The organism is Paraburkholderia graminis C4D1M, assembly GCF_000172415.1.
GTDB classification, from domain to species: domain Bacteria; phylum Pseudomonadota; class Gammaproteobacteria; order Burkholderiales; family Burkholderiaceae; genus Paraburkholderia; species Paraburkholderia graminis.
On sequence record NZ_ABLD01000001.1, the window covers coordinates 124908 to 138907 of the forward strand.

General features: G+C 60.7%; 13 protein-coding genes and 1 pseudogene. 12 read left to right on the top strand and 2 right to left on the bottom strand.

The window, feature by feature from the left end:
- Window positions 1-56 precede the first annotated feature (56 nt).
- The 8 genes and pseudogenes from BGRAMDRAFT_RS00590 (at window position 57) to BGRAMDRAFT_RS00625 (ending at window position 8790) form a co-directional block, all read left to right on the top strand.
- On the top strand, window positions 57-1046 hold the full coding sequence (locus tag BGRAMDRAFT_RS00590) for a LysR substrate-binding domain-containing protein (RefSeq protein WP_006046669.1): 990 nt from the start codon (window positions 57-59) through the stop codon (window positions 1044-1046).
- A 229-nt stretch (window positions 1047-1275) separates the two neighbouring features.
- Window positions 1276-2670 (top strand): GH1 family beta-glucosidase, encoded by a 1395-nt coding sequence (locus tag BGRAMDRAFT_RS00595; RefSeq protein WP_006046670.1) that lies wholly within the window; start codon window positions 1276-1278, stop codon window positions 2668-2670.
- A gap of 89 nt (window positions 2671-2759) precedes the next feature.
- A complete protein-coding gene (locus BGRAMDRAFT_RS00600; RefSeq protein ID WP_006046671.1) occupies window positions 2760-3998 on the top strand; it encodes an ABC transporter substrate-binding protein in 1239 nt (412 codons plus the stop codon).
- A 7-nt stretch (window positions 3999-4005) separates the two neighbouring features.
- Entirely contained in the window at window positions 4006-4956 is a 951-nt protein-coding gene (locus tag BGRAMDRAFT_RS00605) for a carbohydrate ABC transporter permease (protein ID WP_006046672.1), read from the top strand.
- Window positions 4956-5873: a carbohydrate ABC transporter permease gene (locus BGRAMDRAFT_RS00610; RefSeq protein WP_006046673.1), complete on the top strand. Its 918-nt coding sequence runs from the start codon at window positions 4956-4958 to the stop codon at window positions 5871-5873. The genes BGRAMDRAFT_RS00605 and BGRAMDRAFT_RS00610 overlap by 1 nt, the downstream gene beginning before the upstream one ends.
- 4 nt (window positions 5874-5877) lie before the next feature.
- Window positions 5878-7083 carry an ABC transporter ATP-binding protein gene (locus tag BGRAMDRAFT_RS00615; RefSeq protein WP_006046674.1) on the top strand — a complete coding sequence of 402 codons (1206 nt, stop codon included), beginning with the start codon at window positions 5878-5880 and terminating at the stop codon, window positions 7081-7083.
- A gap of 46 nt (window positions 7084-7129) precedes the next feature.
- Window positions 7130-8177 (top strand): annotated as a pseudogene (locus BGRAMDRAFT_RS00620) (LacI family DNA-binding transcriptional regulator).
- A gap of 4 nt (window positions 8178-8181) precedes the next feature.
- Window positions 8182-8790 (top strand): cation efflux transmembrane domain-containing protein, encoded by a 609-nt coding sequence (locus tag BGRAMDRAFT_RS00625; RefSeq protein ID WP_006046676.1) that lies wholly within the window; start codon window positions 8182-8184, stop codon window positions 8788-8790.
- 24 nt (window positions 8791-8814) lie between these two features.
- On the opposite strand, the gene BGRAMDRAFT_RS00630 is transcribed toward BGRAMDRAFT_RS00625, so the two are convergent.
- Window positions 8815-9627 (bottom strand): carboxymuconolactone decarboxylase family protein, encoded by an 813-nt coding sequence (locus BGRAMDRAFT_RS00630; protein WP_044020016.1) that lies wholly within the window; start codon window positions 9625-9627, stop codon window positions 8815-8817.
- The gene (locus BGRAMDRAFT_RS00635) at window positions 9605-10030 is read right to left on the bottom strand and encodes a (R)-mandelonitrile lyase (protein ID WP_006046678.1); all 426 of its coding nucleotides are present in this window, start codon (window positions 10028-10030) and stop codon (window positions 9605-9607) included. Before BGRAMDRAFT_RS00635 ends, BGRAMDRAFT_RS00630 begins: the two co-directional genes overlap by 23 nt.
- Window positions 10031-10144: 114 nt before the next feature.
- Here BGRAMDRAFT_RS00635 and BGRAMDRAFT_RS00640 point away from each other — a divergent pair, with 114 nt between their 5' ends.
- The 4 genes from BGRAMDRAFT_RS00640 to BGRAMDRAFT_RS00655 all read left to right on the top strand — a co-directional run bounded on the left by BGRAMDRAFT_RS00640 (window position 10145) and on the right by BGRAMDRAFT_RS00655 (window position 13925).
- Entirely contained in the window at window positions 10145-11047 is a 903-nt protein-coding gene (locus BGRAMDRAFT_RS00640; protein ID WP_006046679.1) for a LysR family transcriptional regulator, read from the top strand.
- 200 nt (window positions 11048-11247) lie between these two features.
- Window positions 11248-12507 carry an MFS transporter gene (locus BGRAMDRAFT_RS00645; protein WP_006046680.1) on the top strand — a complete coding sequence of 420 codons (1260 nt, stop codon included), beginning with the start codon at window positions 11248-11250 and terminating at the stop codon, window positions 12505-12507.
- 145 nt (window positions 12508-12652) lie between these two features.
- Window positions 12653-12997: a hypothetical protein gene (locus tag BGRAMDRAFT_RS00650; RefSeq protein WP_006046681.1), complete on the top strand. Its 345-nt coding sequence runs from the start codon at window positions 12653-12655 to the stop codon at window positions 12995-12997.
- A gap of 175 nt (window positions 12998-13172) precedes the next feature.
- A complete protein-coding gene (locus BGRAMDRAFT_RS00655; protein ID WP_006046682.1) occupies window positions 13173-13925 on the top strand; it encodes an SDR family NAD(P)-dependent oxidoreductase in 753 nt (250 codons plus the stop codon).
- The last annotated feature ends 75 nt before the right edge of the window (window positions 13926-14000 follow it).

The window sequence follows — 14000 nt, forward strand, 5'->3', positions numbered from 1 at the left end:
AATCCGACCCGTCTGAACAAACGGGCATCCGGTATCGACACCATAGCGATGCACCGATGACCGAACCATCGAAAAATTTGCAAGCCGGGTATGCCGCGCTCGCATATCCGCTTGCCGACCTCACGCGCCGCTTGCCGACACTCGCGGCATTGCAGTCATTCGTGGCGGCCGGGCATTTCGGCAGCGTCAGCAAAGCCGCGGATCATCTGTGCCGCACGCAAGGCGCGGTGAGTCGCCAGATTCAGCAACTGGAAGCGCACTATCGCTGCGCGCTTTTCGTGCGCCATGCGTCGGGGCTGACACTGACCGCCGAGGGACAGGCGCTGCAGGCCGTCGCAGTCGATGTACTTGCGCGGCTCGTCGAGCATGCCGATCTACACGCTGCAACGGGCGCGGTTCTCACGCTGCGATTACCATCGACGTTTGCGATCCGATGGCTGCTGCCGCGGCTTTCGGACATCAATAGCGCGCTGAAGGGAATCGAGTTGCGCATCTCGACTTCATCCGACGACACGCCGGAATTCACTACGCCCGACATCGACGCGATTGTCGTGCGCGGCAGTGGACAGTGGGCGGGACTGAATGCGATACCTTTGTTTGCAGAGACGCTGACTCCAATGTGCACGCCGGAGGTGGCCGCATCGCTGACATGTTTAGCCGACCTCGCGCGCATCACGTTGCTGCATCCCGGGCCCAGTCATGACGAATGGCGATGCTGGCTAGACAGTGCGCTTACTAAAGATGTCGATGCCGACAGGGGACTGGTCCTCGACACACTGGAATTGACACTCACCGCCGCCGCGCAAGGACACGGTGTCGCTATCGGCGATGCAAGGATGGCAAGAGACCGAATCGAAGCGGGAGTGCTCGTCACGCCCTTCGATCACGTCGCGCGCAACGGCCTCGGCTACTTTCTCGTCTATCCGTCGCAACGCGCGCCGCAGCACAAGATTCGCGCGCTTGCCGAATCTCTCGCGACGATGGCGGAAGAAGAACAATCGATACCGTCTTCGTCTTTGACCGCGCGTGCAAAGCTTCCGCTTTAATGCATCGCCACGCGTCGCGATGCATCGCACATGCATTAAGCGCGCGTGCCAGCGCCCCTCCAGACAAACCCTGATTGCTGCGCCAAAGAGCCCACTGATATTGTTCGCGGGCGCTTGTGTGGAAGCGCTTCCAGTCTCAGGTCTTTCGACGTCCAACGCAGTCGCTTTTCGTCATTGCCGTACCCGGTTCAGTCAGTTCAGCCGAGCAACTCGCTTGCATGGAGAATCCGTGGCACACGACGCACTTTCCTCTCATTCATCCGCCGATCCGTTCACGCCGCCCGCCGACTCGACTTTGTGGCGCGAGAACTTTCTATTAGGCGCGGCCACTGCCTCGTATCAGATCGAAGGCGCCGTCAACGAAGACGGCCGCCTGCCTTCGATATGGGACACCTTCTGCGCGACGCCCGGCAAGGTGCTTGCCGGCGACAGCGGTGAAGTGGCCTGCGATCACTATCATCGTTGGGAAGCGGATGTCGACATGCTCGCGGGACTCGGCCTCGAAGGCTATAGATTGTCGATCGCGTGGCCGCGCGTGATGCATCTGGACGGCACGCCCAATCGCAAGGGACTCGACTTCTATAAGCGCCTGCTCACGCGTCTGAAAGAGAAGGGCATCACGACGTTCGTCACGCTTTATCACTGGGATTTGCCACAGCATCTGGAAGATCGCGGCGGGTGGCTGAATCGCGAAACCGCGTACCGTTTCGCCGATTACGCGGATTTGATGAGCCGCGAACTGGCCGGCAACGTCGATGCATGGGCGACGCTCAACGAGCCCTGGTGTTCCGCGTATCTCGGCTATGGAAACGGTCATCACGCGCCGGGTCTTGTCAACGCGCGCTTTGCCACGCAGGCGATGCACCATCTGCTGCTCGCGCACGGTCTCGCCGTACCTGTATTGAGCGCGAACGATCCGGCTTCGCAAAAGGGCATTGTCGCGAACATCGGGCGCGGCACGCCGAATAGCGATAGTGCCGACGATCGCCGCGCCGCGCATCTGTTCGAGGTTCAGCACAATGCGTGGATTCTCGATCCGTTGCTAAAGGGCACGTATCCGCAGGCGCTTTTCGAACTGTGGCCAGGCACCGAGCCATTGATACTCGATGGCGACATGCAGACCATTTCCGCGCCGCTCGATTTTCTCGGCATCAACTATTACTTCCGCACGAATGTCGCGAGCGATGGTGCGCACGGCTTCAAGGACGTGCCGCTGCAAGGCGTCGAGCGTACACAGATGGGCTGGGAAGTGTATCCCGACGGTTTGTGCGATCTGCTGATCAGTTTCAGGCGCGAGTATGCGAACTTGCCGCCGGTCTATATCACAGAGAACGGCATGGCCTCCGACGATAAAGTGATCGACGGCCGCGTGGACGACACACAACGCATTTCGTTTCTGAAGCGCCATCTTGCGGCCGTCGACGAAGCCATCAAGGCGGGCGTCGACATACGCGGTTATTTCTTGTGGTCGCTGATGGACAACTTCGAGTGGGCATTCGGATACGAGCGCCGCTTCGGCATCGTGCATGTCGATTACGCGACGCAGAAGCGCACGATAAAGCGGAGTGCCGAACTGGTGTCGCGCTTCCTGAAAGAGCGCAAGGAACGGAATCTACGTATATAAGCAACGCGTCTGAAGCAACACATATAGGCAACGAAAGCTGGTTTGCATGTCGACCTGGAACACGGGCGCGAGCCTTTGGAGGAGACGGAATGAACAGCAGAAAAACGGTCTTGCGGGCGATGGTTGCAGCACTCGCGTTGTACGGCATCGTCGCGCACGCCGAGCCTTTGAAGGCGAATGTGATTCACTGGTGGACCTCGGGCGGCGAGTCAGCCGCGATTCGCCAGTTCGCCGATGCGTATAACAAAGCCGGCGGCCAGTGGGTCGATAACGCGGTCGCGGGCGCGGACCAGGCGCGCTCCACGGCGATCAACCGCATTGTCGGCGGCGATCCACCCACGGCCGCGCAGTTCAATACGTCGAAGCAGTTTCATGATCTGATCGATCAGGGACTGCTCAACAATGTCGACGACGTCGCCGCAAAAGAAAACTGGAACGGCGTATTCCCGCAATCGATACTCGACAGCATCAAAGTAAAAGGCCATTACTATGCGGCGCCGGTCGACATTCATATGCCCGCGTGGTTCTTCTACTCGAAGCCCGCATTCCAGAAAGCCGGCATTACCGCCGAGCCGCAAAACTATGACGAGTTCATCGCCGATCTCGGCAAGCTCAAAGCCGCAGGCATTATTCCACTCGCGTTCGGCGGCCAGCCCTGGCAGGAAAAGATCACATTCGACGCCGTGCTCGCCGATGTTGGCGGTCCCGACCTCTACCTGAAGGTGTATCGCGATCACGACGCCAATGCGGTGAAGTCCGACGCGTTTAAAAAAGTACTGGTTGCATTCAAGCGCCTGCACGATTTCGTCGACCCCGGTTCGCCCGGCCGCAACTGGAACGATGCGACGGCACTGGTCATTTCCGGCAAGGCCGGCGTGCAGATCATGGGCGATTGGGCGAAGGGCGAGTTCTCCGCGGCGAAGCAGAGCGCGGGTAAGGAATTCGGCTGCTTCCCCGGATTCGGCCCGCATTCGCCGTATCTCGTCGCCGGCGACGTATTCGTATTTCCAAAGAGCGATAACGCCGCCACGGTGAAAGCGCAAAATCTTCTGGCCACGGTGATGACCTCGCCGTCCGCGCAAGTCGCATTCAGCGCAAGGAAAGGCTCGATTCCGATTCGCCCCGACGTGGATGCCGGCACGCTTGACATCTGCGCGAAGGAGGGCATTGCGATCATGAAGGACAAGTCGCGCCAGTTGCCGAATCCGGAAATGCTGTTGTCGCCGGATATGCAAGGCGCGCTGATCGACGTCGTCACTAACTTCTGGAATAAAAACCAGTCGGTCGACGACGCGCAAAAGGCGTTCGCAAGCGCGCTCAAGAGCTAGGCTCGACATGCACGCGCTCAAGCTGCATGCGTCGTCGCGCTCGCGTCCGGGATTGCGTAAAAACCCCGCGGAAAAGCCGCTAAAAAGGCGCTTTTCGTTGGCAGCATGGCTTGCATTGCTGCCGATGGCGCTGACCGTCGTGTTCGCCTATCTCGGCACGATGATCTGGACCGCGCGGGTTTCGCTCAGCAACTCGCGCACGTTTCCATCCGGCGACTTCGCGGGCCTCACGCAATACGCGAGGCTTTTCAACAACGGCCGCTGGTTGTTGTCGCTGCAAAACATCGTGATTTACGGCGCGTGCTTTATTGTCGCGTGCATGGTGATCGGCTTGCTGCTCGCGATCTTTATCGATCAACGCGTGGTCGCGGAAGGCGCATTGCGCACGGTGTTTTTATATCCTTACGCGATGTCGTTCGTTGCGACAGGTCTCGTCTGGCAATGGATTCTGAATCCGCAACTCGGCGCGCAGGCCGTGCTGCACAAGCTGGGTTTCGTGCATGCGCGCTTCGACTGGATCGTCGATCAGGACTGGGCGATCTATACGATCGTCATTGCCACCGTGTGGCAGGCTTCCGGACTCGTGATGGCTTTGCTGCTCGCGGGCTTGCGCGGCATCGACGAAGAGTTGTGGAAGGCCGCGCGTATCGACGGCATTCCGCGCTGGCGGGTCTATGCAAGCATCGTCGTGCCGATGCTCGGGCCGTCGATCTCGACCGCCTTCGTGCTGCTCTTCGTGATGGTCGTGAAGCTCTACGACGCCGTCGTCGCGATGACGCAAGGCGGCCCCGGCACCGCGAGCGAAGTACCGGCGAAGTTCATTATGGACTATCTGTTCGGTCGCGCGAATATCGGCCTCGCGTCGGCGGCGTCGATCGTTTTACTCGCGACCGTGCTCGCGATTCTCGCGCCGTTCTTCTATGCGCGCAGCCGTGCGGCATTACGCAAGGAGGTGTGATGAACACGCCCGGCTCTGCACTGAAGAGCGGCATGCCGCGACCCATGCTGAAGCACCGGCGCCGCGCGGCGCTCACGCCGGCGCGCGTCGGCGTGTACGCATTTCTGCTCACCGCCGCGCTGTTCTTTCTACTGCCGCTTTATGTGATGCTCGTGACGTCGGTTAAACCGATGAGCGAAATCCGCCTCGGCAATCTGCTCGCTTTTCCCACGCATTTCACGCTGCAAGCATGGAGCGCCGCGTGGCAGTCCGCATGTACCGGACTCGATTGCAACGGTATTCAAGTCGGCTTCTGGAACTCCGTGCGTATCGTCGTGCCGAGCACGGTGTTCTCTATCGCGATCGGCGCGGTGAACGGCTATGCATTGTCTTTCTGGCGGCCGCGCGGCGCGGGCGTGCTGTTCGGCGTATTGCTGATGGGCGCCTTTATCCCGGTTCAGGTGATGGTGTATCCGCTTGTGCGCGTGCTGGCGAGCGTGCATCTGTTCAGTTCGTTGCCGGGCATCGTCGTGATTCATACGATCTTCGGCATGCCGGTCATGACGCTGCTGTTTCGCAACTACTACGCGTCGATTCCGCAAGAACTGTTCAAGGCCGCGCGCATCGACGGTGGCGGTTTCTGGCGTATCTTTATCCAGTTGATGCTGCCTATGTCGACGCCGATCATTGTCGTGGCGATCATCATGCAGGTGACGGGTATCTGGAACGACTTCATTCTCGGCCTCGTGTTTGCCGGCACTAAAAACTTGCCGATGACGGTGCAACTGAACAACATCATCAATACGACGACCGGCGAGCGGCTTTATAACGTCAACATGGCGGCGACCATTCTGACTTCGCTGGTGCCGCTCGCGGTGTACTTCATCTGCGGCCGCTGGTTCGTGCGCGGCATTGCGTCCGGTGCGGTCAAAGGATAGGGCGATGACATACGTGGCGAAAGAGACAAATGCGCTGACCAGTCCGCTGGGAAGCGTGCCGCGCAACAGCGAGGCGCCGGGCGTGGCGAGTGCGGCGGACGTCGCGCACGCCGCAAACGTCGCGGTGCGCGATCTGACTATCCGGCTCGGCGCGAATACCGTGATCGAAAACCTCGATCTCGACGTTCAGGCGGGCGAATTCGTCGTACTGCTCGGGCCTTCCGGCTGCGGTAAATCGACGCTGCTTCACAGCATCGCAGGGCTGATCGACGTGACCGAGGGCAGCATTGAAATTGCCGGCGAGGACATGACGTGGGCCGATCCAAAAGATCGCCGCATTGCGCTCGTATTCCAGTCGTACGCGTTGTATCCGACGATGAGCGTCGAGCGTAATTTGTCGTTCGCGTTGCGCATCAACGGCACGCCGAAGGCGGAGATCGCGCGGCGCGTGGCGCGCGCTTCCGAGATGCTGCAACTCGGACCGCTGCTCAAGCGCAAGCCGGCGCAATTATCGGGCGGACAACGGCAGCGAGTCGCGATTGGCCGCGCGATCGTGCGTGAAGCGGACGTGTTTCTATTCGACGAGCCATTGTCGAATCTCGACGCGAAACTGCGCACCGAATTGCGCCGCGAACTCAAGCAATTGCATCAGCGGCTCGGCGCAACGATGATTTACGTGACGCACGATCAGGTCGAGGCCATGACGCTCGCCACGCGCATGGCCGTGATGCGCGGCGGCGCGATCCAGCAGTTCGGCACGCCCGCCGAAGTCTATGCGCGGCCCGCCAACCTGTTCGTTGCAACGTTTCTCGGCACACCGGCGATGAATCTCGTCGACGGTACGCTCGAGCAGCCCGACGGGGCGCTGCATTTTTGCAATGCGCACTGGCGGCTCGATGTGTCGAAGTATGCGTTCACGAATCCGCGTAGCGATGCACGAGCGCAGCCTCAGTCATGCGTGCTCGGTGTTCGCGCGGAAGACGTGCGCATTCACACAACGCAGAGCGGCGAGCAGGCCGGCGAGCGCGCGAAAGTTTCGCTTGTCGAGCCGATGGGCAACCACCGCGTCGTCTGGCTCGACTATCATGGAGCGCAGATCGCGTCGATCGATCAGAGCAAAGCGCCGTTGATGCCGGGCGACACCGTATCGTTCTCGCTAGACAGCACACACGTCTCGCTCTTCGACGCAGCGGGCGGCGCGCGTTTATAGCGCCGGTCAGAGTAGGATGAAACCCGCCTGGGTGACGGAGAACCGTGTGGCAACACTGAAAGATGTCGCGGCGCTGGCCGGTGTCGGCATGTCGACCGCGTCGCGCGTTATTTCCGGCAAAGGGCCGGTTTCCCGGCGATGCCGCCGCGCGCGTGCGGGCGGCAATCGAGCAGCTCAACTTCCGCCCATCGTCCATCGGCCGCGCAATGGCGACGCAGTCGCTCGGCATGATCGGCATTTTCGTGCCGACGTTTTTCGGCTCGTATTACGGCACGATCCTCAAGCAGACCGACACTGAACTGCGCGCCGTGCGACGTCATGTGGTCGTGGCAACCGGCTGCGGCGAAGTGTCGCCGCGCGAGCAGGCCATCGAGGCCGTGCGTTTTCTGATTGGCCGCGACTGCGACGGCGTCGTGGTAATCAGCCACGATCTGCATGACGAAGATCTCATCATGCTGCATCGGATGCACCCGAAAATGGTTTTTCTGAATCGCGCGTTCGATCAGTTTCCAGAAGCGTCGTTTTGCGCGGATCATCGGCATGGCGGCGAGCTGGCTGCGCGCACACTGCTGGACCACGGGCATCGCGAAATCGCCGTGATTTCAGGGCCTTTTACCGCGTCGGACAATATGACGCGGCTCGAAGGTTTCTTTGCCGAACTCGCGCGCGCGGGCATTGCGCGGGGCGACGTGACCTTGATCGAATCGGACTTCTCGCCGGAAGGCGGCTATGCGGCCGCGCAAAAACTGCTTGATTCGAAGCAGCGTTTTACGGGTCTCTTCTGCGCGAACGACACGATGGCTGTCAGCGCGCTCGCGCGTTTTCATCAGGCGGGCGTTTCAGTGCCGCACGAATTGTCGGTGATCGGTTACGACGATGATTACTCCGCTGCCTATGCCGCGCCCGGCCTCACATCGGTGCATATTCCGACGGCTGAGCTCACGCAAAACGCGGTGCGCTGGCTCATCAACCAGTGCTATCGAACCACGTGGGAGATATTCCGCGAGTTTCCGGTCAGCGTGACGATGCGCGAGTCGGTCGGGCCGGCGCGTGGAGTGGAGGCTGTTCCCATCGGTGAATCGACGCAGGCATGATGCGATGCAGCCGAACGCATCATCTGCAATGACGCAGCCGCTACTGCGTCGGGTCGTCGCCGGCGTCGCTCTGGCAAACGCCGCGTACTTTTTCGTCGAGTTCTTTGTTGCCCGGAAAATTGGATCGGTTTCGCTTTTCGCCGACAGCATCGATTTTCTCGAAGACGCCGCGGTCAACTTTTTAATTTTCGCCGCTCTCGGATGGTCCGTGCGCAATAGAGCGCGTGCCGGCATGGTGCTCGCGGCAATTCTATTAGTCCCTGCGTTGGCGCTGCTCTGGACCGCATGGCAGAAGTTCAATGCACCGACACCGCCGGAGCCTTGGCTGCTGTCGGGCACCGGACTCGGAGCTTTAGCGGTCAACCTCGCGTGTGCGGTTGTACTCGCCAGATTCCGGCACCATTCGGGCAGCCTTACTCGCGCGGCATTCCTGTCGGCTCGCAATGACGCCTTCGCGAACATCGCGATCATTCTCGCGGGACTGGTGACGTTGTTCTGGCGTTCTGGCTGGCCCGACCTTCTGGTTGGACTCGGAATCGCCATTGTCAATGCGGACGCCGCGAAGGAAGTTTGGCTCGCTGCGAGGGATGAGCATCGGTCTGCGCAGACATGAGCGGGCAGCGCCGCAATTGATCCGTCACACCGCACGCTTTGCGAACACATCCTTGAACATAGGCATTGCCGAGAATACATTCGGCCATCCCGCGTAGAAGGCCAATTGGGTCAATGCCTCGGACGCTTCTTCCTTTGTGAGCCCATTGTCCATCGCGCGGTTCAGGTGATACGGAATCTGCGCGACCTGACCGTTTGCAACCAGTGCGCTCACTGTCACGAGACTCCGGTCTCGCGGCGCGAGTCCCGGACGCAGCCACAAATCGCGGAAGAGTGCATCGGTCGTGTATTGAACGACCCCGGGCGCGACTTCGCCAAAGTTCTCCTCGACCATCCGCGCGCGCTGCTGTTCCGAGCTTTCGTTTAAAGGCAGCAACGTCACGTCGGCGTCAGGAATCTGATCAGGTCCAATGCCTCTTTCGTCGAAGATGCGCGTCGCCACGCTCGATGCAGCGGTTGCATTGCCCCACCCGGAATAGAACGCCAGATGCGCGATCATCTCCGAGATCTCGGCTGGTTTAACGCCATTGTCTAGCGCAAGCCCGAAGTAAAATGGCATGTCGGCAGTCTGCCCGCGCGAGATCATTACCGAAAGCGTGACGATGCTGCGGTCGCGCGGCGAGAACTGCGGCCGCTTCCATAGACCGTCGAACACAGTGTTCGCGGTGTATCGCGCGAAAGCCGGCGATGCCGATTTCAAGTCCGCAACGGACGGTGCTTGTTCCATACTTCCACTCCCTTTAATAGGTGCGCAGGCGCAGACGAAGAGCGACGCGCTCAGTGCCGCGATTAACGCAGGCCGGCGGAGAACGAGGTTATGGCTGGCGGTGTTGCGCATCGCCGACCGATTGGAGGTACTGCTCGTCCGTCACCTTCTCGAGCCAATTGACGTTCTTGCCGTCGAGCGCTTCCTGAATTGCGATGTGAGTCATCGCGGTAGTCGATGTCGCGCCATGCCAGTGCTTGTGGCCGGGCGGGCACCAGATCACATCGCCGGCACGAATCTCGACACGCGGCTCGCCCTCGCATTGCGTCCAGCCACAACCGGCCGTCACGAGCAGCGTCTGGCCAAGCGGGTGCGTGTGCCATGCAGTCCGCGCACCCGGCTCGAACGTGACGCTGGCGCACGACACGCGTGCGGGCGGCGGCGGAGCATTCAAAGGATCGATGCGGACAGTGCCGGTGAACCATTCGTCAGGGCCTTTAATAGAGGGCTGCGAGCCCGCGCGCTTCAATTCCATCGTGCTGCTTCTCCGTCGAGGTGGGTCGGTGCATTACATCAATGTAACGTCTCGCCATTCATGCGACTAGGTGGCAAACTTGGCATGGTCTTATGCAATGGTGCATGAATCGAAATGGAAGACTTCAACGAACTGGCCGCGTTCATGCGAGTCGCGCATGAGCGGAACTTCACGCGTGCAGCCGCGCAGCTAGGCATGTCGCAATCGGCTCTGAGTCGCATGGTCCGCGCGCTCGAAGCGCGAATGGGCGTGCCGTTGCTCACTCGCACGACGCGCAGTGTCGCGCCGACAGAGGCGGGCGAGCGGCTGCTTTCGTCAATCGGACCGCGCCTTAGGGAGATCGAGGCAGAGCTAGAATCGCTGCGTGCAATGACGGACCGGCCCGCCGGAAGCGTTCGGATCACGACGACGGATTACGCGGCAAACGAATACGTCTGGCCGCGAGTACAAACGCTATTGCACCAATACCCGGAGATCAAAATCGAGCTCGTGTACGACTATGGTCTTTCCGATCTGGTCGCGGACGGGTACGACATTGGCGTGCGCCTCGGCGACCAGGTCGCCAAAGACATGATCGCGATGCGCATTGCGCCCGATATGACGATGTCGATAGTCGGATCGCCGGAATATCTCGCGTCGAGAATCGTGGCGAAAACACCGCAGGATCTGACCCGGCACAACTGCATCAATCTGCGGCTGCCGACCATGAACTCGTTGCTGGCCTGGGAGTTGAGTAAGGGGCGGCGCGAGCTACAGGTTCGCGTAGAGGGACAACTGACTTTCAATAACGTCTATCAGATGGTCGAGGCCGCGCTCGGCGGCTTCGGGCTTGCGTACGTGCCGAAGAAACTGGTGGAGCCGCATGTCGAGGCCGGGCGTCTCGCCTGGGTTCTCGAAGACTGGTTTCCGACATTTGTCGGCCACCATGTTTATTATCCGAGCCGCCATAAGTCGTCGAGGGCGGTTGAACTCGTCGTCGATGCACTGAAGGCCGGCTTTACGGGGCGAACGCGATAAGAACAGTGCTCAATCGCGCGGCGTGTTTGTCTCACTCGCGACGCTTGCCGCGCGAGCGTTCGTGTCCAAACGAAGTCCGCGAAACTGCTGTATCTTGCTCAATTGCGCTGAAGGATACCGGACAGCGAGGCAATGAAAAAACCCCTTTGTTCGCGAGGTTTCCTTGATTTCAACGAATCACGATGGAGCATGCGTCACCCATGTTGAGAGAAGATAATTTGCCGGCGAGCGAGGTCGCGCCCGACGACGACGGAGCGTCGTCGCCCTTGCGTTCATGGCTCGCCGTTGTGGCCGTTGCAATCGGCGCCTTTGCCTTCGTGACGACGGAATTTTTGCCGGTCGGACTCTTGCCGCGCGTCGCCGCCGATCTCGGCGTGTCGCCTGGCACGGCCGGTTTGATGGTCACGGTGCCCGGCGTAATCGCCGCGATTTCGGCACCTGGCCTGATGCTGGTCGCGGGCCGCATGGATCGGCGGCGCGTCTTCCTGTTACTCACGGCTTTATTGCTGGCATCCAATCTGATCTCGGCGTTCGCGCCGAATTTCACTGTGATGTTGGTGGGTCGCGCGTTGCTCGGCGCCGCGCTCGGCGGCTTCTGGACGCTCGCCACTGCTGCGTCCGGGCGTCTCGTGCTGCCGAAAGATTCGGCGCGCGCGATGGCGACAATCCTCACCGGCGTCACGTGTGCAACGGTGATCGGCGTGCCGCTCGGCACGTTCATCGCGAGTTTCGCGTCGTGGCGCGCGTCGTTCATGGCAACGGGCGGGCTCGTCGCGAGTGCGCTGATTGCGCAGTTCCTGTTCGTGCCGTCGCTGCCCTCGAACGCCGCATTGCGTTTGCACGATCTCGTTTCGCTGCTGCGCAGGCCGCATCCGCGCCGCAGCATGATGATGGTGGGCCTCGTGTTCGGCGCGCACTTCTCGTCGTACACGTACATCACGCCGTTCCTGCTGCGCAATGCGAACCTGACGATGCCGACCATTACCTGGCTCCTGCTCGGCTTCGGCATCATCGGCTTCTTTTCGAACTTCGCTGTTTCGTCGACGGTTACGCGCAGTCTGAAAATCTCGCTCGGCGCGATGATCTCACTGCTGCTGTTCGCGCTTGTTCTGCTGCCCGTATTACAGCATTCGCCGCCCGGCGTCATTGCGCTTGTACTCGCGTGGGGCGTGGCGTTCGGCGCGCTGCCGCTGTGCTTCAGCATCTGGATTCAGCGCGCGACGCCCGATTCTCCGGAAGCCGGCTCCGCGCTCTTCGTGAGCATCATTCAGGTGGCGATTGCGGTGGGTTCGCTCGTCGGCGGAATCGTGGTCGATCACGTGGGCATTGCGACGGACTTTCTGTTCGGCAGCGGCCTCGCGTTGCTCGGACTGGCGGCGCTCGCGAGCTTCGGTAGAAGCGGCGAGAGCAAGCCTGCGCCAGAAGCGGTGGCGTGCACCGAATGCAACTGCCGCGTGTAGCTTCTGGTCATTAGAAGGCGCGGGTGTTGATTTCGACGCGCGCGCCCTCAATTCACTAAGCTGACTATTTCTACGGCCGGATACGGCCGGCAAGTGCGAGTCGAAGTGCTCACAGTTGAACAGGACAGGTGGAAAAATCACGCGGATGAAAAAAGTCGACTCGACACACACTCCGGCGACGCGTGCGGAGTTGCTGTGCTTTCTCGTGGCGATCGCGGCGGCATCGTATGCGCTTAGCGCCGAGTGGCGCGTGGATCACGTCGTTCAGTGCTGCCGCCAGTGGCTCGCAAAAAATAGAACGACCATGCATTGGCTCGAGCGTGTGCGCATCGGGCAACTCGCCTTGAAAATCGCAAGCCAGGATCTCATCGACGCGGGCGTGGCCGTGCGCCTGTCGAATGTGCAGGCGCTCTTTACCAGCGAAATGGAACTGAACGAAGCGAGCACGATGGTTCAGCGCATGATGGCGCTGTGCCAGGAAGCGATCTGACCGGATTCATACTGTCTCTTCCTGCGGACTTCGCCAATCGTGCCGCGCGTCCGCACGGCCCTCCCACCGATCCAGTTTTGTTATCGACCTTTCCATTTCTCGGATTGTTGCCGCATCACGGCGCCCGTATATTGGCGTAAAGCCCACTACGAAAACACGGACGCTGGAGACGCGAATGAACCGAATCGATCTGGAAGGACGCGTTGTCGCCATCACGGGCGGCGCGCGCGGCATCGGCTATGCAGTGGCGCAACGGGCGCTGAACTCGGGTGCATCGGTCGCGCTATGGGACATCGACGGCGAGCGGCTCGCGCGCAGTCAGCGCGAACTCAGCGCACTCGGCAAGGTGACCGCGGTCACCGTCGAACTCACCCAGGAAGCCGCCGTCCAGCATGCGGTTGCGCAGACCGTTCTCGATCACGGCGCGATCGACGTGCTGATTAATTCGGCGGGTATTACCGGCGGCAACGGCACGACATGGGAACTGGAGCCGGAGATGTGGCGGCGCGTCATCGACGTCAATCTGATCGGCCCGTATCTCACCTGCCGCGCCGTCGTCCCGCAGATGCTCAAGCAGGGCTATGGGCGGATCGTCAATATCGCGTCGGTCGCGGGCAAGGAGGGCAACCCGAACGCGTCGCACTACAGCGCGTCGAAGGCGGGGCTCATCGGCCTCACAAAATCGCTCGGCAAGGAACTCGCGACGAAGAACATTCTCGTCAACGCGGTCACGCCCGCAGCCGCAAAGACCGAGATCTTCGATTCAATGTCGCAGCAGCACATCGACTATATGCTTTCAAAGATTCCGATGAACCGCTTTCTTCTCCCCGAAGAAGCGGCGTCGCTGATTCTCTGGCTCGCCTCCGAAGACTGCGCATTCAGCACCGGTTCGGTATTTGATCTGTCGGGCGGACGCGCGACTTACTGAGCGTCCAACGCGGCGCCGCTCAAGGCGCACGCGTCACATCACACAAGAACCGCGAGGCCGCGAACGCGAGCTGCG